The 20187-nt window shown below is 69.0% G+C and carries 16 protein-coding genes and 2 tRNA genes; 15 read left to right on the plus strand and 3 right to left on the minus strand.

Annotation, left to right across the window (positions count from 1 at the left end; all coding sequences use genetic code 11):
• Positions 1-50: 50 nt before the first annotated feature.
• Positions 51-1484, minus strand: a complete 1434-nt coding sequence (argH, locus tag ACAH41_RS05905) for an argininosuccinate lyase (protein ID WP_325648690.1) — start codon at positions 1482-1484, stop codon at positions 51-53.
• 124 nt (positions 1485-1608) lie between these two features.
• Between argH and ACAH41_RS05910 the strand changes: the two genes are divergently transcribed.
• The 3 genes from ACAH41_RS05910 to ACAH41_RS05920 are packed head-to-tail and all read left to right on the plus strand — an operon-like array spanning position 1609 to position 4832.
• Positions 1609-2685 (plus strand): sensor histidine kinase, encoded by a 1077-nt coding sequence (locus ACAH41_RS05910; protein WP_370538216.1) that lies wholly within the window; start codon positions 1609-1611, stop codon positions 2683-2685.
• Between the two features lie 10 nt (positions 2686-2695).
• Positions 2696-3511 carry a LytTR family DNA-binding domain-containing protein gene (locus ACAH41_RS05915; protein WP_325648688.1) on the plus strand — a complete coding sequence of 272 codons (816 nt, stop codon included), beginning with the start codon at positions 2696-2698 and terminating at the stop codon, positions 3509-3511.
• Between the two features lie 4 nt (positions 3512-3515).
• The gene (locus ACAH41_RS05920) at positions 3516-4832 is read left to right on the plus strand and encodes a hypothetical protein (protein WP_325648687.1); all 1317 of its coding nucleotides are present in this window, start codon (positions 3516-3518) and stop codon (positions 4830-4832) included.
• A gap of 61 nt (positions 4833-4893) precedes the next feature.
• On the opposite strand, the gene ppc is transcribed toward ACAH41_RS05920, so the two are convergent.
• Positions 4894-7740: a phosphoenolpyruvate carboxylase gene (gene ppc / locus ACAH41_RS05925; protein ID WP_325648686.1), complete on the minus strand. Its 2847-nt coding sequence runs from the start codon at positions 7738-7740 to the stop codon at positions 4894-4896.
• A gap of 126 nt (positions 7741-7866) precedes the next feature.
• On the opposite strand from ppc, the gene hemC reads away from it, so the two are divergent.
• The 12 genes from hemC to ACAH41_RS05985 all read left to right on the plus strand — a co-directional run bounded on the left by hemC (position 7867) and on the right by ACAH41_RS05985 (position 19514).
• Positions 7867-8799, plus strand: coding sequence for a hydroxymethylbilane synthase (gene hemC, locus ACAH41_RS05930; protein WP_325648749.1), 933 nt, complete (start codon positions 7867-7869; stop codon positions 8797-8799).
• Positions 8796-9569 (plus strand): uroporphyrinogen-III synthase, encoded by a 774-nt coding sequence (locus tag ACAH41_RS05935; RefSeq protein WP_325648685.1) that lies wholly within the window; start codon positions 8796-8798, stop codon positions 9567-9569. The genes hemC and ACAH41_RS05935 overlap by 4 nt, the downstream gene beginning before the upstream one ends.
• A gap of 123 nt (positions 9570-9692) precedes the next feature.
• Positions 9693-10841 carry a uroporphyrinogen-III C-methyltransferase gene (locus ACAH41_RS05940; protein WP_325648684.1) on the plus strand — a complete coding sequence of 383 codons (1149 nt, stop codon included), beginning with the start codon at positions 9693-9695 and terminating at the stop codon, positions 10839-10841.
• 24 nt (positions 10842-10865) lie between these two features.
• A complete protein-coding gene (locus ACAH41_RS05945; RefSeq protein WP_325648683.1) occupies positions 10866-12101 on the plus strand; it encodes a heme biosynthesis HemY N-terminal domain-containing protein in 1236 nt (411 codons plus the stop codon).
• 33 nt (positions 12102-12134) lie between these two features.
• Positions 12135-12211, plus strand: a tRNA-Arg gene (locus ACAH41_RS05950).
• Between the two features lie 190 nt (positions 12212-12401).
• Positions 12402-13337 carry an NAD(P)-dependent oxidoreductase gene (locus ACAH41_RS05955; RefSeq protein WP_325648682.1) on the plus strand — a complete coding sequence of 312 codons (936 nt, stop codon included), beginning with the start codon at positions 12402-12404 and terminating at the stop codon, positions 13335-13337.
• A gap of 148 nt (positions 13338-13485) precedes the next feature.
• Positions 13486-14541, plus strand: a complete 1056-nt coding sequence (locus ACAH41_RS05960; RefSeq protein WP_325648680.1) for a tripartite tricarboxylate transporter substrate binding protein — start codon at positions 13486-13488, stop codon at positions 14539-14541.
• 130 nt (positions 14542-14671) lie between these two features.
• A tRNA-Arg gene (locus tag ACAH41_RS05965) sits at positions 14672-14748 on the plus strand.
• Positions 14749-15225: 477 nt separating this feature from the next.
• Positions 15226-15828 (plus strand): hypothetical protein, encoded by a 603-nt coding sequence (locus ACAH41_RS05970; RefSeq protein WP_325648678.1) that lies wholly within the window; start codon positions 15226-15228, stop codon positions 15826-15828.
• Positions 15829-15830: 2 nt separating this feature from the next.
• Positions 15831-16997, plus strand: a complete 1167-nt coding sequence (locus tag ACAH41_RS05975) for an OmpA family protein (RefSeq protein WP_325648677.1) — start codon at positions 15831-15833, stop codon at positions 16995-16997.
• Positions 16994-18793 (plus strand): hypothetical protein, encoded by a 1800-nt coding sequence (locus tag ACAH41_RS05980; RefSeq protein WP_325648676.1) that lies wholly within the window; start codon positions 16994-16996, stop codon positions 18791-18793. Before ACAH41_RS05975 ends, ACAH41_RS05980 begins: the two co-directional genes overlap by 4 nt.
• Before the next feature lie 163 nt (positions 18794-18956).
• Positions 18957-19514: an ECF-type sigma factor gene (locus ACAH41_RS05985; RefSeq protein WP_325648675.1), complete on the plus strand. Its 558-nt coding sequence runs from the start codon at positions 18957-18959 to the stop codon at positions 19512-19514.
• 66 nt (positions 19515-19580) lie between these two features.
• On the opposite strand, the gene ACAH41_RS05990 is transcribed toward ACAH41_RS05985, so the two are convergent.
• Positions 19581-20057 (minus strand): hypothetical protein, encoded by a 477-nt coding sequence (locus tag ACAH41_RS05990; protein WP_325648674.1) that lies wholly within the window; start codon positions 20055-20057, stop codon positions 19581-19583.
• Between the last annotated feature and the right edge of the window lie 130 nt (positions 20058-20187).

A 20187-nucleotide genomic window follows, 5' to 3' on the forward strand; every position in this document is an offset into this window, starting at 1 on the left:
TGGGAATGAGTGGCCAGGTTCGGCGGAGCCAGGGCCACTCTCCCTTCTTGTCACCGACCCAGGCGGGCCTGGTGACGCGCAATCTGCGCCAGCGCCTGCACCGGTGCGGTGCCGCCCAGCACATTGCGGGCGTTCAGCGAGCCGCGCAGCGTCAGCACCGCGAACACGTCGTCGGTGATGCGGGCATCGAAGCCTTGCAGCGTGGCCAGTGGCAGCTCGGCCAGGTCCACACCCTGCTTCAGGCCTTGCTTCACCGCATGCGCCACGACCTCGTGTGCATCGCGGAAAGGCAAGCCCTTCTTCACCAGGTAGTCGGCCAGGTCGGTCGCGGTCGCATAGCCGCGCAGCGCGGCGCGTTCCATCGCGTCGGCCTTGACCTTCAGGCCGCCGCTGCGTGAGCCGTCGGCAGCCACTTCGCCGCCCACCATCTCGGCCATGATGCGCAGCGTGTCCTTCACCGTGTCCACGGTGTCGAACAGCGGTTCCTTGTCTTCCTGGTTGTCCTTGTTGTAGGTCAGCGGCTGGCCTTTCATCAAGGTGATCAGGCCCATCAGGTGGCCCACCACGCGGCCGCTCTTGCCGCGCGCCAGCTCGGCCACGTCCGGGTTGCGCTTCTGCGGCATGATGGACGAGCCGGTGCAATACCGGTCCGACAGGTCGATGAAGCCGAAGTTCTGGCTCATCCACAGCACGATCTCCTCGGCCATGCGCGAGACATGGATCATCACCAGCGCGGCGAAGCTGCTGAACTCGATCGCGAAGTCGCGGTCGCTCACGGCGTCCAGGCTGTTCTGGCAGACGCCGTCGAAGCCCAGCGACTTTGCCACCGCCTCGCGGTCCAGCGGGTAGCTGGTGCCGGCCAATGCAGCCGCGCCCAGCGGCAGGCGGTTCACGCGCTTCCTCAGGTCGGCCAGGCGCTCGGCGTCGCGGGCGAACATTTCCACGTAGGCCAGCAGGTGGTGCGCAAAGCTCACCGGCTGGGCCACCTGCATGTGGGTGAAGCCGGGCATCACGGTTTCGGTGTGGTCCGCCGCCACGCTGACCAGCGCGCGCTGCATGTCGGCCAGCAGCTCGGCGATCTGGTCGATCTCGCTGCGCAGCCAGAGGCGCACGTCGGTGGCGACCTGGTCGTTGCGGCTGCGGCCGGTGTGCAGACGCTTGCCGGCGTCGCCCACCAGCTGGGTCAGGCGGGCCTCGATGTTCAGGTGCACGTCTTCGAGTTCCAGCTTCCACTCGAACTGGCCGGCTTCGATCTCGCCCTTGATCTGCGCCATGCCGCGCTGGATGTCGGCCAGGTCCTGCGCGCCGATGATGCCTTGCGCGGCCAGCATGCCGGCATGCGCCAGGCTGCCTTCGATGTCGGCCGCCCACAGGCGCTTGTCGAAGAAGACGCTGGAGGTGTAGCGCTTCACCAGCTCGCTCATCGGCTCGGAAAAGAGCGCGGACCAGGCCTGGGATTTCTTGTCGAGTTGGTTGGAGCTCATCGGGCAGCAGGCCGCCGCGGCCAAAAGGGCGCCGCTGCAGCGGAGTGGGGAGGGAAGCCGGGCATTTTAGGCGGTGCCCTGGCGCGGACGAGCGGGCATGGCCCCGGGGGCGACTTGGCCGAGAATGACCGCCGTGGCAAAACGCTCTGAAACCGGCACCAGCACCCTGTTCGACGACCTGCGTGAGGTCGTCACCGCGCCCGACGCGGTGCGCGCTGCTGCCTTGCCCGGTTGCGGCAGCGGCATGCTGCTGCGCGCGCTGGTGGGCGTGCACGGCGTGCTGGGCGTGGGGCTGCTGTTTGCGGCGCGCAACCTGGTCAGCTGGCTGGCGATGATGAGCGAGGCGGCGACGGTGGCGGTGCCGGCCACGCTGGCCTGGCTGCTGCTGGTCTGCCTGGGCCGGCCGCTGCTGGTGAAACTGGCGCCGGCGCTGCAGACAGCCGCGGTCGCCACGGTGGGCGCGCTGACCACGCTGGCCGCCTGGGTGCCGTTCAGCCGCATCGGCCTGATGAGCAACCCCGGCGCCAACGACGACTGGCCGTGGCTGGCCCCGGCGCTGGCCGGCGCGCTGCTGGCGGCGCTGCTGCAGCAGTCCGAACGCTGGCGCCAGCGCGCGCGGCTGCCGGCCGCCGCGGCGGCCCGGCTGGCCGACCTGCAGACCCGCATCCGCCCGCACTTCCTCTTCAACACGCTGAACACCGCGATTGCGCTGGTGCAGGTCGACCCGAAGCGCGCCGAGGAAGTGCTGGAAGACCTGGCCGAGCTGTTCCGCGCCGCTTTGGGCGGGCTGGACGAGGCCACCACGTTGGCCGCTGAAGTCGAACTGAGCCGGCGCTACCTGGACATCGAACAGCTGCGCTTTGGCGCCAGGTTGCGGGTGGACTGGCGGCTGGACCCGGCTGCGGACGAAACCCGGCTGCCACCGCTGCTGCTGCAGCCGCTGATCGAAAATGCGGTGCGCCACGGCGTGGAGCCCAGTGACCGAGGCGGCCGCATCGAGATCGTCACCCGCCGCCGGCGCGACCGGGTGCTGATCTCGGTCACCAACTCGGTGCCGCTGGGGCCGTCAAAGCGTGGCCACGGCATTGGCCTGGCCAGCGTGCGCGAGCGGCTGCGGCTGATGCACGACCTGGACGCCGACTTCCGCAGCGGCATCATCGAAGATGGCCGCTGGCGCGTCAGCGTCGGCGTGCCGGTTTAGGACTTGGACCATGGACACCGACAACGAACGCCTGCGCCTGCTGATCGTCGATGACGAGCCCTTGGCACGCATGCGGCTGCGCAGCCTGCTGGCCGATTGCGCGGCGCCTTCGGCCGAGGTCGTCGGCGAAGCGGGCAGTGCCTCCGAGGCGCTGCACCTGCTGGCGCGCCTGCCGGCCGACGCGGTGCTGCTGGACATCCACATGCCGGGCATTGACGGGCTGGAACTGGCGCGGCGGTTGCGCTCGCCGGCACCGGGCCAGTCGCCGCAGGCTTCGCCGGTGGTGGTGTTTGTCACAGCGCATGCCGAGCACGCGCTGCAGGCCTTCGAGATCGAGGCGGTGGACTACCTGACCAAGCCGGTGCGCCGCGCGCGCCTGCAGGAGGCCCTGGGTCGCATCGCACAGCGACTGGGCCGCGCACGCGTGGGCTCGTCGGCGGTGGCGAAGCCGGCGGTGGACGAGCCGGTGCTGGTCGTCAGCGACCGGGGGAGGGTGCTGCGCATTCCGGTGGGGGACGTGGTCTACCTGAGGGCCGAGATGAAGTACGTGACGCTGCGCACCCGCGAGCATCAGTACGTGCTGGACGATGCGCTGGCCGACCTGGAGCAGCGCCTGGGCGCACGGGTGGTGCGCATCCACCGCAATGCCGTGGTCGCCAAGACGGCGGTGCGGGCGCTGGAGCGCCGCGTGCTGCATGGCGACGAACAGGAAGACGGTGGTGGCGAGGCTTGGGCAGTGCGGCTGGCGCCGCATGACGAATGGCTGGCGGTCTCGCGCCGGCAACTGGCTGGCGTGCGCGAAGCGCTGGTCGGCGAAGGGCTGTGAGGGCGTGAGCTCGACCCGCGTCCCGCGGCCACTGGCCATTGCGGTCATCGGCGTGGCGCTGGCCGCGCTGCTGCTGCTGGCCTGGCGAGCCTGGACACCGGCCGCGCCGCAGGTGCGGGTCGTGGGCCGGGGCGCGGCGGCCGCCGAGTCTTCTGCCGCAGCGCCCCAGGCCTCGCCGGCCTCGGCCGAGGCGGTGCCCGCTTCCCAGCCGGCCAGCGAAGCCGAGGCCGGCAATGCGATGGCGGCCAATTGCGGCATTGGCCCGCTGCCGGAGGTCAACGGCCGCCGCCCGTCGAACGCCCGTTTGCAGCAGGCTGCACAGGACGCCGCGCTGCTGGCCCAGCGTGAGCTGGTGAACAGGCTGCGCAACTCGCCCGACGAACTCGCGCGCGCGGTCGGCCTGATGCTGGCGGCCAGCGATTTCACGCTGCCGCCGCCCGACCTGGACGCCTGCCTGTCCGGCAGCCCCGCCAACCGCAACAGCGCCCCCAACCCCGCCGCCGAAGCCGCCTGCATGGCCGAAGGCGAAAAGCGGCAGCGCGAGGTGGACCAGCAGCGGCGCACCGCGGCGGTGGACCTGGAGGCGCTGGTTGACCAGGCGCAGATGACACAGTCGCCGGCCGTCTATGCGCTGGCGCTGCAGGCCTGCAGCGGCGGGCGAGCCGCCACCGGCCGCTGCGCCGCGCTGAGCAATGCCCGCTGGGCCGAGCTGGACCCGGACAACGCTGCGCCCTGGCTGGCGCTGGCCCAGGACCTGGCCAACGATCCTGCAGCGCAGGACCAGGCGATGCTGCGCGCGGCCCAGGCCAGCCGGCACGACGGTGACCTCAGCTGGGTTTCGCAGCAAGTGATGCAGGCCTTGCCGCCGACGGTGCAAGGCCAGGTGAGGCTGCAGGTCGAAGTGGCGGCGATGGGGGTGAGCACCACGCACGTCTACGGTGGTTACCAGGCGCTGGGCCGCTGGTGCTCGGCCGAGGCCATGGCCGACCCCGCGCGGCGCGACACCTGCGGCCACTTCGGCGAATTGCTGTCCCAGCATGGCCGCTCGATGCTGGACCTGGGCATGGGCATGCGCCTGGGCGAACGGGCCGGCCAATCCCCCGAACGTGTTCAGGCGCTTGCCGCCCGCCGCCAGGCCTACACCGATGCACTCTCGCGCATTGCCACGCAGGAATGGCCGACCGTCGCCAACCAGGGCAGCACCTCGCAGGATCGCTCATGCGCCGCCGCGCTGCGCATGAGCGCCTACCTCAGCGAGGTCGCGCGCGATGGCGAGCTCGCCACGATCTCACGCTTCCTGAAGCAGGAGGCGCGCCGCTGACGCGGGCCTGCGCCGGGCCGCCCCAAGCGGCCTGCGCAACCCGCTCGGCGGGAGGTCTCACTCAACCCGTGTTGCGCAGGCCAGCGGCGACGCCGTTGATCGAGATGTGGATGCCGCGTTGCAGGCGCTCATTCGCCGGATCGCCTTCGCGCCGCTTGCGGTAGCGGCGCATCAGCTCCACCTGCAGGTGGTTCAGCGGGTCCAGGTACGGGAAGCGGTGTTCGATCGAACGGGCCAGGCTGGGGTTGGACTGCAGCGGCTGCTCGTCACCGGTGATGGTGGCCAGCGCCTGGCAGGTCAGGTCCCACTCGGCGCGGATGGCCGCGAAGATGCGCTTGCCCAGCCGCTTGTCTTCGACCAGTTCGACATAGCGCGAGGCAATGCGCAGATCGCTCTTGGCCAGCACCATGTCCAGGTTGGACAGCAGCGTGCGGAAGAACGGCCATTGGCGGTGCATGCGCTGCAACAATTCGAGCCGGGTGGCGCGCTGCTTCTTGTCCTCGCCGAGGAATTGCTCGACGGCCGAACCGAAGCCGCACCAGCCCGGCAGCGCCACGCGGCACTGGCCCCACGAGAAGCCCCAGGGAATGGCGCGCAGGTCCTCGATGGCGCGGGAGGCCTTGCGGGAGGCCGGGCGTGAGCCGATGTTCAGCTCGGCAATCTCGCGGATGGGCGTGGCGGAGAAGAAATAGTCGGTGAAGCCCGGCGTCTCGTAGACCAGCGCGCGGTAGGCCGCCATGCTGCCCTGGCTGAGTTGCTCTGCGGCTTCCAGGAAGGCCTTGGGCGCGGCCTTGGTCGGGTGCAGCAGTGTGGCTTCCAGTGTCGCGGCGACCAGCGTTTCCAGGTTGCGCCGGCCGATCTCGGGGTTGGCGTACTTGGAGTTGATGACCTCGCCTTGTTCGGTCAGCCGGATCTGCCCGCCCACCGTGCCGGGCGGCTGGGCCAGGATGGCCTGGTAGCTCGGGCCACCGCCCCGGCCCACGGTGCCGCCGCGGCCGTGGAACAGCCGCAGGCGGATGCCGTGCTGTTCCTCCAGCGGCGCGAACATCTCCACCAGCGCAATCTCGGCGCGATAGAGCTCCCAGTTGCTGGTGAAAAAGCCGCCGTCCTTGTTGCTGTCCGAATAGCCCAGCATCACGTCCTGCTCGCCGCCGCCGCGGGCCACCAGCGCGGCAATGCCGGGCAGCGCGTAGAACTGCTGCATGATGGTGCCGGCATTGCGCAGGTCACCAATCGTCTCGAACAGCGGCGACACGATCAGGTCGGCCTGCGCTTCTTCGCTGAGCAGCCCACGCATCAGGCCGCATTCCTTCTGCAGCAGCAGCACTTCCAGCAGGTCGGACACGTCTTCGGTGTGCGAGATGATGTAGTGGCGGATGGCCAGCTTGCCGTAGCGGCGCCGGCCTTCGACCGCGGCCTCGAAGATGGCCAGTTCCCGCTGCGCCCACTCGCTGTACTCGACGCCGCGCACGCGCAGGCTGCGGGCCTCGTTCAGCAGGCGCAGCAGCAGTTCGCGGCGGGCGGTTTCGTCCAGTGCGCTGTAGTCGGGTTCGATGCGCGCCACGCGCAGCAGCTCGCCGATCACGGCTTCGTGCTGGTCCGAGCTCTGGCGCAGGTCCACCGTGGCCAAGTGGAAGCCGAAGACCTGCACCGCACGCATCAGCGGCGCCAGGCGTGGGCCGATCAGCGCGCCGGCATGGTGGGAGCGCAGCGAACGCTCGATCACCCGCAGGTCGGCCAGGAATTCTTCCGGGGCGAGGTAGGGGCTCTGTGGCGCCACGGCATGGCGCAGCGCCTCGGTGCCGGTCAGTTCGTGCAGCGTGGCGGCCAGCCGGGCGTAGATGCCGGTCAGCGCGCGGCGGTAGGGCTCGTCTTCGCGGTGCGGGCTCTTGTCGGGCGAACTGTCGGCCAACGCGATCATCTCGACCGAGACCGGTGCCAGCATCTGCGAGATCGACAGCTCGGCGCCCAGCGTGTGCACTTCGGTCAGGTAGTGGCGCAGCGCGGTCTCGGACTGGCGCGACAAGGCCAGGCGCAGCGTTTCGGCGCTGACGTTCGGGTTGCCGTCGCGGTCGCCGCCAATCCAGTTGCCCATGCGGAAGAACGCTGCCACTTCATGGCCGGGCAGTGCTTCCTCGACCTCGGCATACATGCGCGGGATCTGGCGCAGGAAGGTGGCGTGGTAGTAGGACAGCGCGTTCTCGATCTCGTCGGCCACCGTCAGCTTGGCGTAGCGCAGCATGCGGGTCTGCCACAGCTGGGTCACGCGGGCGGTCAACAGCGCCTCGTTGAGCCGGCGCTCGCTGTCGGCGCGCAGTTCGTCGCGCTGGCTGATGAGCTCGGCAATGGCACGCTCGGCGTCCAGGATGCTCTTGCGCTGCACTTCGGTCGGATGGGCCGTCAGCACCGGCGAGATGTAGGCCTTGGCCAGCGTGCCGGCGATGTCGGCGGCGCGGTGGTCGGCCCGGGCCAGCTTCTCGAAGCAGTGGGCCAGCGAACCTTCCTGGTGGGTGCCTGCCGCCTCGTGGTGCATGCGCCGGCGCACGTGATGGCGGTCTTCGGCAATGTTGGCCAGGTGCGAGAAGTAGCTGAAGGCGCGGATCACGCTGACCGTCTGGTCGGCCGAGAGGTTTTTCAGCAACCGGTCCAGCACGCGGCCGGCGCTGGCGTCTTTCTTGATGCGGTAGGCCACCGAGAGCTGGCGCACGCGTTCGATGAGGTCGAAGGCCGGCCGGCCTTCCTGCTCGCGGATCACATCCCCAAGGATTCGGCCAAGTAACCGAATGTCCTCCACCAAAGGCTTGTTCTTCTCGGTGGCATCACTGGCAGATGGCTTTGCCACCTTGGAAGATGCGGTGCGCGGCGTGCGCGCGGAAGGGGTTTTGGCGGGGGCGGCAGCACGCGGCATCAAAAGTCTCCGGATGGTGTAACCAAATTACCAATCGGTAATCGTATCAGCTGCCGGCCGGGGCGCGATAATTTCGGCATGAATCAAACGCCTGCCGAGCCCGTCTTTCCGCCCGTGTCGGCGCCCATGCCGTCGCCGGTGGTCATCGCCACCCGCGAAAGCCGGTTGGCGCTGTGGCAGGCCGAACATGTGCGCGAGCGCCTGGCCACCGAGCTGGGCCTGCCGGCCAGCCTGCTGGGCATGACCACGCGCGGCGACCAGATCCTGGACCGCAGCCTGTCCAAGGTCGGTGGCAAGGGCTTGTTCGTCAAGGAGCTGGAGCTGGCCATGGTACGCGGCGAGGCGCACTTGGCGGTGCATTCGCTGAAAGACCTGCCGATGGAGCTGCCCGAAGGCTTTGTGCTGGCGGCCGTGCTGGAGCGCGAGGACCCGCGTGATGCGTTTGTGTCGAATCACTTTGCCGACCTGCAGGCCTTGCCGCAGGGCGCTTGTGTTGGCACCTCCAGCCTGCGCCGCGTGGTGCAGCTCCTGGCCTTGCGGCCGGACCTGCGCATCGAACCGCTGCGTGGCAACCTGGACACCCGGCTGCGCAAGCTGGACGACGGCGGTTATGACGCCATCGTGCTCGCCGCGGCCGGGCTGAAGCGCCTGGGCCTGGGCGAGCGCATCCGTTCGGTCTTCAGCGTCGAACAGATGATCCCGTGCGCCGGCCAGGGCGCGCTGGGGCTGGAGCTGCGCGAAAGCGCGGACGCGCTGGTCGGCGCAGTGGCGCAGCTGGGCCACGGGCCTACCTGGCTGGCAGCGCATGCCGAGCGGGCGGTGTCGCGGGCGCTGGGTGGCAGCTGCAGCGTACCGCTTGCGGCGCATGCGGTGGTCAGCGGCGGGCAGCTGACGATGAGCGTGGCGCTGGGCCATGCGGTGGACCCGCTGAAGCCTTTGCTGAAGGCCGCGGTGGACGGTGCCGTGCCCGACGTGGCCGCGGCCGAGGCGTTGGGCCAGCAGGCGGCGCAGTTGCTGCGGGATGCCGGTGGCGAGGCCTACCTGGCGATGCCGGCGTGAGCCAACCGGGCCGCGCCGTCTGCCGGGTGCTGGTCACCCGGCCTGAGCCTCAGGCTTCGGAATGGGTGGCGCAGTTGCGCGGCCATCAGGTCCAGGCCGAGGCCCTGCCTTTGATGGGCATTGCCGGCGCACCAGCGCCAGCGCGGGTGCGTGAAGTGTTTGCCGGGCTGCATGGTGGCGCCTTGCTGATGTTTGTCAGCCCGAACGCCGCATTGCAGTTTTTCGCCTGCCTGCCGCCTGGTGCGAGCTGGCCTGCCGGTGTGCAGGCAGCCGCCACCGGGCCGGGCACGGTCGCCGCGTTGCGGGCGGCGGGCGTGCCGGCGGGCGCCATCACTGCGCCAGACGAGGCGGCAGCGCAGTTCGACTCGGAAGCACTGTGGGAACAACTCCGCGCGCAGGACTGGCAGGGCCGGCCGGTCTGGGTGGTGCGCGGCGATGGCGGGCGCGACTGGTTTGCCGCCACCCTGGCGCAGGCTGGCGCCGAAGTCGGCTTTGTGCAGTCCTATGCCAGGCTGGCGCCGGACTGGAGCCCAGCCCAGCTGGCGGTTGCGCATCAGGCACTCGCCGAGCCGGCGCACGCGCGTTGGTTGCTCAGCAGCTCCGAAGGCATCGAGCATCTGGCGCGCCTGTTGCCGCAGGCGGATTGGGCCAAGGCCGTCGCCTTGGCCTCGCATCCCCGCATCGAGGCGCGGGCGCTGGCGCTGGGCTTTGGCACGGTGTTGCCGGTGCGGCCGGGCTGGCGGGCGGTGGTCGCGCAGGTGCTGGCGTGAACGGCATGGTTCCTTCAGTCGTGGGATGCCGCCGGGCTTTCTGCGGTCTTGGCTGTGGCGCCGCTGCGTCGCCGGCCCAGGGCGCGCAGGGTGCGTCTATACAATGATCTTCACATGGTGAACATGCCCGACACCCCCCCTTCCGAGGCGTCCGACGCGGCCGGCGTCGTGCTGCCGGCGCTGGTGCCCGCTGCTGCGCCCGTGCCCTTGTCCCGCACGCCCGGCTGGTTGCCGTGGCTGGTGCTGATCCTCGGCGGCACCGCTGCGGTCGGCCTGGGCCTGGCCTGGAACACCCAGCAACGCCTGAAGGCGCTGGAGCCCGAGCTCGTCAAGCGCCAGCAGGCCAGCCAGGAGCAGGTGACCGAGGCCAAGCTGCTGTCCAGGCAGGCGCACGACTCGGCGGTGGAAACCGCCAGCAAGCTCTCGCTGCTGGAGGCGCGCGTGGCCGAGTCCGCGCTGCAGCGCAGCCAGGTCGAGGAGCTGATTTCTTCGCTCTCGCGTTCGCGCGACGAAAGCGTGGTAGCCGACGTGGAAGCCGCGCTGCGCGTGGCCCAGCAGCAAGCCGCCATCACCGGCAGCGCCGAGCCGCTCGTCGCGGTCTTGAAGCAGGCCGACGAACGCCTGGCGCGCTACAACCAGCCGCGGCTGGAACGGGTGCGGCGCGCGGTGGCGCGTGACCTGGACCGGGTGCGCGCGGTGGCGCTGGTCGATCTGCCTTCGCTGTCGATCCGCCTGGACGAAGCGGTGCGCCTGGTCGACGAGCTGCCGCTGCTGTCAACTCCGGAACGCCGCTCGGCCACGCACCCGGTCGCGCCTGCTGCAGGCGGTTCGGCCGCTGCCGCTGGATCAGCGCCCGGGTCCGCCAGCGCCGCTGGCTTCGCGCTGCCCTGGGGCAATGCGCCTTGGTGGCAAGCCTGGGTGCGTGTGGGTGGGGACATCTGGGGTGAGGTGCGCGGGCTGGTGCGGGTCACGCAGATCAAGCAGCCCGAGGCGATGTTGATCGCGCCCGAGCAGGCCTTTTTCCTGCGCGAGAACCTGAAGCTGCGGTTGCTGAATGCGAGGCTGGCACTGCTGTCGCGCCAGTTCGACCAGGCGCAGACCGACCTGAACCAGGCCCAGCAGTCGCTGGACCGCTATTTCGACAGCAGCTCGCGCCGTGTGAACTCGGCGCAGGAGCTCGTGCGCCAAGTGGCCAGCCAGAGCCGGCAGGTCGTGCTGCCGCGGCCTGACGACACGCTCGCCGCGCTTGCCGCTGCGGCTGCGGGCCGCTGATCGCCGAACGGAAACGGAAGCTGCATGCGTTCGGTGATCTGGCTGGTATTGCTGTTTGTCGCTGCCGTCGTCGCGGCAGCCGCCTTGGGGCGCAATGACGCGCTGGTTTCGCTGTTCTATGGCGAGTGGCGGCTGGACATGTCGCTCAACCTGTTCCTGCTGGGCATGGCGGCGACGGTGTTCGTGCTGTTCGGCAGCTTGCAGGCGATCCAGTCGCTGCTCAGCCTGCCGTTGCGGGCTCGTGAGTGGCGGGCGCTGAAGCGCGAGCGGGCAGCGCAGTCCGCGCTGCGCGAGGCGCAGTCCGAGCTGTTTGCCGCGCGCTACGCCCGCGCGCACCGCGCCGCGCAGCGTGCGCTGGACCTGCAGGTTGACGTGCCTTCGCTGAAGGACGACCGCGAGTTCACCATCCTCGCGCACCTGCTGGCCGCCACTGGTCAGCACCATCTGCAGGACAAGAAGGGCCGGGACGGGCGCGTGACCGCCGCGCAGGCCCGAGCCAGCTCGGGCAGCGCGTCCGAAGGCATCCTGCTGCTGGCTGCCGAATGGGCGCTGGACGACCGCGACGCGGGCCGCGGCATGGCCTTGCTGGGCGAGCTGCCGCCTGGCGTGGCGCGCCGCACCCAGGCCCTGCGCCTGAAGCTGCAGGCCGCGCGCCAGCGCCGCAAGCCGCTGGAAGCGTTGCAGACCGCGCGCCTGCTGGCCAAGCACCAGGGCTTTTCGGCGGTCGCGGCCCAGTCGCTGCTGCGCTCGCTGGCCTTCGAGGCGCTGGACCAGGCCTTCGACGAGGGCCAGCTGAAACGCGTGTGGCAAGGCCTGGATGACGCCGACCGGCGCGATGCCTGGGTCGTGGCGCGCGCCGCCCAGCGCGCCGCCAAGCTGGGTCACCTGACGCTGGCCCAGTCCTGGCTGATGCCGGCCTGGGAACAGGCGCACAAGCTGGACGTGGAGGCGCGCGAACAATTGGCGCTGGCCCTGGTGTTCTGTGCCGACGGCCTGGGCAGCCAATGGTTGCCAACGGTGGAGGCTGTGCTGGCCCAGCATGGCCGCGAGCCGGCGGTGGTGGCTGCGGCCGGCATGGCCTTTGCGCAGCGCCAGCTGTGGGGCAAGGCACGCCGCCTGCTGGAGCAGACCGCCAGCGCCGAAAGCCTCAGCACGCCGGTGCGCCGCCTCGGCCTGCGCACGCTGGCCCGCATCGCACGCCAGGAGGGTGACGAATTGGTTGCCAGCAACTGCGACCAGCGCGCTGCTGCGCTGGATTGATGACTGAATATGTCATAATTTACCGAACTATCAGCGGCTGTAGCTCAGTTGGATAGAGTACTTGGCTACGAACCAAGGGGTCGTGGGTTCGAATCCTGCCAGCCGCACCAGAACTTCGGTTCAAGACCAACGGGTCAGTTGCGCCAAGCGACTGGCCCGTTTTTCTTCGTGGCTGGGCGCCGCCAGAATTCACCATTCGGATTCGTCAGATCGATAGCCTGATTTGTGCTGAAGGCGCATCGGCAGGCTGGCCATACTTCGGCGTTTGTCCAGGGCGGTTGTCCCGTTGTCATGATGCCGATGAAGATCCTGATTCCCGAGGCGATGCACGCCGACTCGGTGGCGCGCTTGCAAGCTGCGCACGAGGTCCGCTACGAACCCAGCCTGGTCGACCGCCCGGCCGACCTGCTGGCCGCCGCGCCCGAGGCCGATGCGCTGATCGTGCGCAATCGCACCCAGGTGCGCGGCCCGCTGCTGGCGGCGCTGTCGCGCTGCCGCGTGGTCGGCCGCCTGGGTGTGGGGCTGGACAACATCGACCTCGAGACCTGCCGCGCGCGTGGCATCGAGGTCATCCCGGCGATCGGCGCGAATGCGCGCTCGGTCGCCGAATACGTGCTGACCACCGCGATGATGCTGCGCCGCCTGGGCAGCTACACGGCCACGGCGGACGTGGCAGCCGGCCGCTGGCCGCGCGGCCCGGCCAGCCAGGGCCGCGAGATGGCCGGTGCGGTGATCGGCATCATCGGCTTCGGCTCCATCGGCCAGCTCACCGCGAGCCTGGCCCAAGGCATTGGCATGCGGGTGATCGCCTCGGCCACCGGCGCGCCGGACGAGCGCCTGCCCGAGTTGGCCGGTGTGCCGCTGCTGTCGCTGGACGAGATGCTGGCGCAAAGCGACGTGCTGAGCCTGCACCTGCCCTTGACACCCGAAACCTGTGGCCTGCTCGGCGCCGAGCAACTGGCCCGCATGAAGCCCGGCGCAGTACTGATCAATACCGCGCGCGGTGGCGTGGTGGACACCATCGCGCTGCTGGACGCACTGCGCGCCGGCCGGCTGCACGGCGCGGCGCTGGACGTGTTCGACACCGAACCGCTGCCCGCCGGCTCCGCCTTCGCCGAGCCGCCGCCAAACCTGCTGCTCACACCGCACATCGCCGGGCTGACCACCGACTCGGAGCGCCGCGTCTGCGAGCTGGTGACCGGCAAGGTGCTGGCACTGCTGGGCGGCGGGCGGTAAACCGGCCGCATCGCTGTCGCGCAACTTATCCGACCTACATCATGCGCAGGTCGCATGATGTAGGCGATAAAAATCAGTTCACCTGCGCGGTCACGCCCCGTAACGTGGCCCGGATTCCGCAGCTTTCGTCTGCGGCCGGAGTTGTTGCGTGAGTGCTGTTTCCCTGTTTCCTTCCCGTGCTGTTTCCGTGCCGGGGCCGCGCATGCCGCGTGGCCTGGCACTCCGGCAGGCGGCCCGGCTGGCCCTTGCCAGCGCGCTGGCGCTGCTGGCCTTCTGCATGCAACCTGCCGCGGCGCAGCCGGACGCGTGGCCGACCCGGCCGTTGCGCCTGATCGTGCCGTTTCCGCCGGGTGGCGCGGCCGACGTGATCGCCCGTGCGGTGGCCGCCAAGCTGGGCGAGCGCCTGGGGCAGGCGGTGGTGGTGGAAAACCGGCCGGGCGCCGGCACCATCGTCGCGGCGCAGGCTGTGGCCCAGGCCGCGCCGGATGGCTACACGCTGTCCCTGGCGACCAATGGCCAGCTCGCCATCAACCCGGCACTGCACGCCAAGCTGCCGTACGACCCGGTGAAGAGCTTTGCGCCTGTGGGCCTGGTCGCCTCGACCGCCTTCATCATCGCCGTCAACGCAGACTCGCCGATCCGCACGTTGCCGCAGCTGATCGCCGACGCCAAGCGCAACCCCGGCGGATTGGCCTTCACGTCTTGCGGCAATGGCACGACCTGCCACCTGACGGGGGAGTTGCTGAAGGCGCAGGCCGGCGTGGACATGCTGCATGTGCCGTTTGCCGGCAGCGTGCAGGCCGTCACGGCCTTGCTGGGCAACCAGGTGCAGGTGGCGTCCGACACGGTGGCCATCCTGGCGCCGCAGATCCGCGCGGGCAAGCTGCGCGGGCTGGTGGTCACCAGTGCTCAGCGCTCTGCGGTGACGCCGGACGTGCCGTCGGCTGTTGAGGCTGGCCTGCCCGACTTGCTGGCCGAGTCCTGGTTCGGCATCGTGGTGCCAGCCGCCACGCCGCCTGAGCTGGTGCAGCGGCTCAACCGCGAACTCGCGGCCATCACCCAGGGCAGCGATGTGCGCGATCAGTTCGCCAGGCTGGGCGTAGAGCCCTTGCAGAGCACGCCCGAGCAGTTCGCCAAGCTGATCGACTCGGACATCGTGAAGTGGGGCCGCGTGGTGCGCACCGCCAAGGTCACGGCGCAGTGAGGGTTCGTGGGCGCTGCCTCCGCACCGACCAGCGTCGCGGCAGTACGCTTCGAGGCGCCCAAATTTTCCGGCCGAACACTTGCGTGGCAAGTTCAATCTGGCATATACTGCTAGCTTCAGCGAACAGCAAGCGGCTGTAGCTCAGTTGGATAGAGTACTTGGCTACGAACCAAGGGGTCGTGGGTTCGAATCCTGCCAGCCGCACCAGAACTTCGGTTCAGATCAACGCCTCAGAGGTCATGCCTCTGAGGCGTTTTTCTTTCCTGGGGGACTTTTGGGGGAGTCGCCCCTCCCAGACCCTCTCGTTGTTCCGTTCCCTCTTCAGCATGGCCAGACTGCGGTTCCAGCGCCGCGTGGATTTTGACGATCTGCGCCACGCTGTAGTGCTGGGTCATGGATTGCTTGCTGTTCCCGAGTCGCATGCACCGCTCGCCGCATGCTGGGACGCGGCAGTACGCCTGAATCCACCGCTGAACGGCGTCGCGGGCCCCTCCTGCGCCATGTCGGCGACAGTGGTCACTGACCATCGATCCACCAAGGGCGGCCAATGCCGCTTCGGGAAGAAGCCCAGGTGCCGTCCGGCCATCGACAGGAAAGGCGCAGGGGATGTCCGGATCCGGCGCGCGGCCTCGTTTTACCCGGAGCCGGCATGCGACAGCATGCCCACCTCCAGGAACCACCACGATGACCGCACCGCTCTCCGTTCGACCTTGCCGCCTTGGCAAGGCCCAGGCCGCTCTCGAATCTGGCTGTCCGCGCCCGCAAAAAGCATCAATCCGGTCCCTGCGCCTGCCCGCCTTCAGTTTGGCCGTGCTGCTGTTCGCCGCGTGCTCCAGGCAGGACGCCGCACCGGCCCCGCCGTCTACCCCAGCCAAAGCGACTGCGAAGGCGCGTGCCAAGGCTTGCGATCTGGTCACTGCCGCAGAGATGTCCGCCATCCTCGACGGCCCGGTGACGGCTGCAGCCGGCAGCAACGAACGGCCGCCAGGCGCCACCGAGTGCGAGTACTCGCCTGTCAATGAGAACGGGCCTTCCGCCAGTCTTGAAGTCGACTGGGAACAGGGTGACCCCAAACAGCTCGACGCCCTCATGGGCCTGGCAGGTGGCATCTCCAAGGGCGGTACCAGTGAATTCGAAGGGCTGGGCGACTTGGCATGGAAGGTGACGACTTTCCAGGTGTTCGTCAGCACACGTGGTCACCTGATGATGATCCGCTTCACGCCCGGTGCGCCAGATGTCGCCGGCCGGGCCCGTCGCATCCATGCCGCCGCGCTGCCGAGGCTGTGACGATGCGACTCGCAATCGCGATCGCCATCGCGGTCGTCGTCACCTTGGGTGGCCCGTTTGCACTGCAAAACGCTGGCGCGGCGGAAACGGTGCCGCGCATCCCATTCGTCGCAGGGCTGTCCACGGTGCACGCCATCATCGAGACGCGTGGCGACTACGAAGCGATCGCAACGGTGCTGTCCGTGGACGATCATGGGTACCGCCTGGAGTTCTCGGCCGAAGTGCCCGCCGCGTCCGGGCACGGCACCAAGATGCTTCGCATCCTGCGCGCGGTGCCGACCGAGGATCGTCGTCATGCCCGCGCCATGCGGGCTTGGTTCCAGGAGGGCGACCCTGAGGTCTTCGATGGAACGACACCCGAGCTGTCCGCCGACGTCCTGCACGAGCTGCGTGACACCGGAGCGGCAGCGGTCAAGGTGATCGTTCCGCGCGAGTCGCCCGCAGCCGCCGCCGGCAACAGCCGACCCGGACCAGCACGGCTGCCGGGTTTGCCCAAGGAGCCGGACCTGTCACCGTTGCAAAACTTGCTTGCCGCCAATCCAACAGGCATGCGCCGGCTCAGCGGCACGCTGCGCCGCGTCGAACCGGGCTCGGTGCCCGTGTCGGTGCTGGTCAACGGCCGCCCGGTCGCACTGCCCACCATCCACGTCATCGGCCGGCTTTCGGACGCCGAGGGCGGTAGCGACTTCGAGATGCACATCCTTGACGACGAAGACAATCTGCTGATCCTGCGCTCGCGCAGAGCGGGCCTGGCGTCAGCCACCTTGCGGATCGATTTCCCGCTGCCGTTGGCCAGCCCGGACACCTTGGAGAACCGGCTCAAACGCAACGAGGTGGCGGAGGTCTACGGCATCTTTTTCGCATTCGGGAGCGACCAGATCCGCCCCGAGTCTGAACGCGCGCTCCAGGAGATCGCAGTCGCGATGAAGCAGCACAAAGACTGGACGCTGCAGGTCGATGGCCACACCGACAGCGTTGGTGGCAGCGACGCCAACCTCGGCCTCTCCAAGCGCCGCGCGGACGCAGTGCGCGCCGCCCTGGTCGCGCGGCATGGCATTGCAGCAGAGCGGCTGCGCACCGATGGCCGTGGCGCCAGCCAGCCCAAGGCGACCAACGCCACGCCTGAAGGACGGGCGCGCAACCGCCGTGTCGCACTGAGGCGCGCATGAAGGTCCTGCACGCCTTGCCGCTGGCGGCCTCCGAACAACGCACCTGCAGCGCCGCCCTGCCATGGGTGCTTGCCAGCGCCCTGGCGCTCATTCAGGCGGTATCGGCCGCGGCCGCCACTGCAGCGCCCGACCCCGTACCGGCCAAGGAATCGGACCCCTTCCCGATCACATTGCGCGTGACGCCTTCCATCGTGATGACCGGCAGCAAGACGGCGCTCACGCTGGCCGGCGAGACCTTGCCGGCCGGCCAGAAACCGGTGACGGTCACGCTGCGCTCCGACAAGGGCGTGGACGCCGGCACGCAACGCGCAGCGCCGGACGCCAAGGGTGCGTACCGCCTCACGCCGGCCCCGCCCGCCCAGGCCGGGCTCTACACGGTGACCGCAGTGGCCCCAGACGGGCGCGGAAGGGCCAATGCCACTTTTCGCGCGGTCGATGCCAACGGCGTTGGCGCCGAAGCGGAATCGGCGCTGAAAGAGGCGGTTGCCGGGGCCGAAGAAGGCGTTGCGGCTGCCGAAGCTCAGGTGGAGGCTCAGCCCAACTCGCCGGCCAAGGACAAAGCCAGAAAGAAGATCGCCGACGCCAAGCAGGCGCTCGGCACACTGCGCGCCCACAACGGCGGCGCGCCCATTCGCGGCCTCATCGGCGCCATTGCATCGAATGCGGCATTGCAGGAAAGCTTGCGGCCGCGGCTCGAAGGGCTGACCGCCGCCGTGGCCGACACATCACGCGAGACCGAGCGCGTGCGCACGCTCACGGCCACCATGTCGCATGCCGACGTCGGTTGCCATCAGTTGGCCTTCGTGACCGAGGTGTTCAAGGCCATCTCCGCGTTGCTCAACGTCAAGAAGAAGCTGCTGGACACCGGCATCGGCCTGGCCAAGGACATCCTGTCCGACGCGGCGGTCAACAGTGGCAAGCGCCAGGGCGACTCGGCTGCGACGGCGTTCCTCAAAGGGCAGGCCGTGAAGAAGCTGCCCGAGATGGGCGAGGCCAGCAAGCTGGCCGGCAATGCCGCGAGCATCCTGACAGACCTTGGCGCCTTGGTCAGCGACACGCTGTTCGGCGCCTACTGCGAGCAATTCACGGGGCCGCTGGAAGCCATCATGAACGCCCGCTTGTACTTCGCGTCGCCCAAAACGGGTGGCAGCCCCAGGCTGTACTGGACCTACAACTACAAGCTCAGCGGCCGCGTCGTCCTCTACTACCCAAAGAGCGCCATGGGCAACGCGTCGATCCGCCTGAACGGCCGCATCGAGGGCTACGCGCACGGCTTCGACACGCAGGAGGACGCGCTGACCGTGATGTTCCCTGGGTTGATGGCGGGCGCCATCCAGCGCAAGGTCAACTTCCCGCCCATCGAAGCCGGCGGCATGGCATCGAGCATCGCGAGCCAGGGCTCGGTGCCGATGTCGGCATATGTCGAGGGCTCCGCCGCGGGCCTGGCGCTGCCCAACAGCTTCCTGATCCCGGTCGAAGGCGTGCTCGAGAAGGATTCGATCACCATGCTGCTCGGCCCAGCCAAGGTCGACATCGATGCGGTGCACCGCGTTGCCGTCTTGATCGTCGCGCCGATGGTCGGCGGCCTTGGCCCACAAGTGACTTGGTATCCGCTCAGCTTCCAGAAGGTACGGCCCTTCCTTGTGAACGCGGCGGACGGCGAATCGCTGAAACTCAAGCTCAGCACGGTCGGCGACAAGATGCTGGCCGAGGGCGTCTTCGCCGGCAAGGTGGACAAGCCCAAGGCCAAGGCCGACTACACGCTGAAGATCAAAGCCTGCAATCCAGGGTGCTGAACGGCACCGGCCGGCGTGCCGGGTGGGCCAGGCCTTTTCCTTCGACATGGGCCGGACTTCAGCTGAGCACCACCAGCCGCCACCTGCGGCCACAGAAATCAGAGCCCTCCAGCAGGCGGGCCGGCCTCCATGCAATCATGCGGTCTGGACACTGATCGATTGCATGGGCGACATCACTGAAATCATCCGCCGTGCCAAGGACGGCAGCACTGACGCGTTGAACGACCTTTTTGAGGTCATCTACCCCGACCTTCGGCGCATCGCCCACGCCCGGCTGCGAGGCAAGATGGCCGACAGCGACCTGGGCACCACGGTGCTGGTCAATGAGTGCTATCTGAAGCTGCAGGCCGCGAGGCGCCTGGATGCGCCAGACCGGGGACGCTTCTTCGCCTACGTCGCGATGGCGATGCGGTCCATCATCATTGACATCGCACGCTCGCACGGCAGCCAGCGGCGGGGGGGCGGACTGCAGCATGTCGAGTTCGACGAACAGTCCGCTGCGGCTGAGGATGCCGACCATGCGCTGCAGATCGTGCGGGTGCACGAAGCCATCGACGACATTGCGGCGCACGACGAGCGGCTGGCCCGGCTGGTGGAGATGCGCTACTTCGGCGGCTACACCGACGAGGAGATCGCCCAGGCGCTGGACCTCTCCGCACGGACCGTGCGCCGCGACTGGCAGAAGGCCCGCATGTTGCTGGCCGCGGCGCTGCGCGACTGAGCACGGCTGCATGGCCGCAGGAAGGGCCACAGCCCATGCAGGCAATGCGCCACAGTCGACCTGAAATCAGCCTCGGGCGATGACGGTACACGTCACCGTGCCCTTGATGGCGACGCCGGGCTGCGGCTGCAAATCCAGTGTGACGCGCGCCTGCTTGCCATCCTCCTTGAGGAGTACCGTGCCCGTGCCGCCTTTGCGGCTCGGGTTGTTCTTGTCGGTGCCCGACATGTAGACCGTTGCCCCCTTGTTCATGAAGGGGCCGAAGTTGATGGTCGCCTCGAAGCCTGATGGTGGCGGGCTGCCGGGCCCGTCGGCGTCCGGAATGCGGATCAGCACGAAGCTGAGCTTCTTGGGGTCGTTGACGCCTTGCGAGCCGAAGTTCGAATTGAAGTACTTCGGCTTTCCGGGGCGGTGCACCACTTCGCAGCCGACGTCGTCGACCTTCAGCGTGTGCTGGCCTGCATGCGGCCCGCCCGTCACCGTCAGGTCGGCCTCGCTGTGGTTCGGTCCGTCGGCGATGGCATGCGCCGCTGCGGCGCCCAAAATGGCGGCAGTCACCGCGCGTTTCCAACGGCATGGATACTGTGTGCTCACGGCATGTCCTGTGGTCAGTGGAACACCAGCCTACCGAGACTTCGCGCGCGCTGCAGCGGTTTATTTCGCCGCACCATTG

It is taken from the genome of Ideonella sp. (genome assembly GCF_041287625.1).
GTDB lineage: Bacteria > Pseudomonadota > Gammaproteobacteria > Burkholderiales > Burkholderiaceae_C > Ideonella.

Coding starts and splice junctions, on each gene's coding strand:
- ACAH41_RS05915 (WP_325648688.1), top strand. CDS start 2,696: ATGGACACCGACAACGAACGCCTGCGCCTGCTGATCGTCGATGACGAG.
- ACAH41_RS05940 (WP_325648684.1), top strand. CDS start 9,693: ATGCCCGACACCCCCCCTTCCGAGGCGTCCGACGCGGCCGGCGTCGTG.
- argH (WP_325648690.1), bottom strand. CDS start 1,484: ATGAGCTCCAACCAACTCGACAAGAAATCCCAGGCCTGGTCCGCGCTC.
- ACAH41_RS05970 (WP_325648678.1), top strand. CDS start 15,226: ATGACCGCACCGCTCTCCGTTCGACCTTGCCGCCTTGGCAAGGCCCAG.
- ACAH41_RS05985 (WP_325648675.1), top strand. CDS start 18,957: ATGGGCGACATCACTGAAATCATCCGCCGTGCCAAGGACGGCAGCACT.
- ACAH41_RS05980 (WP_325648676.1), top strand. CDS start 16,994: ATGAAGGTCCTGCACGCCTTGCCGCTGGCGGCCTCCGAACAACGCACC.
- hemC (WP_325648749.1), top strand. CDS start 7,867: ATGCCGTCGCCGGTGGTCATCGCCACCCGCGAAAGCCGGTTGGCGCTG.
- ACAH41_RS05955 (WP_325648682.1), top strand. CDS start 12,402: ATGAAGATCCTGATTCCCGAGGCGATGCACGCCGACTCGGTGGCGCGC.
- ACAH41_RS05910 (WP_370538216.1), top strand. CDS start 1,609: ATGACCGCCGTGGCAAAACGCTCTGAAACCGGCACCAGCACCCTGTTC.
- ACAH41_RS05945 (WP_325648683.1), top strand. CDS start 10,866: ATGCGTTCGGTGATCTGGCTGGTATTGCTGTTTGTCGCTGCCGTCGTC.
- ppc (WP_325648686.1), bottom strand. CDS start 7,740: ATGCCGCGTGCTGCCGCCCCCGCCAAAACCCCTTCCGCGCGCACGCCG.
- ACAH41_RS05975 (WP_325648677.1), top strand. CDS start 15,831: ATGCGACTCGCAATCGCGATCGCCATCGCGGTCGTCGTCACCTTGGGT.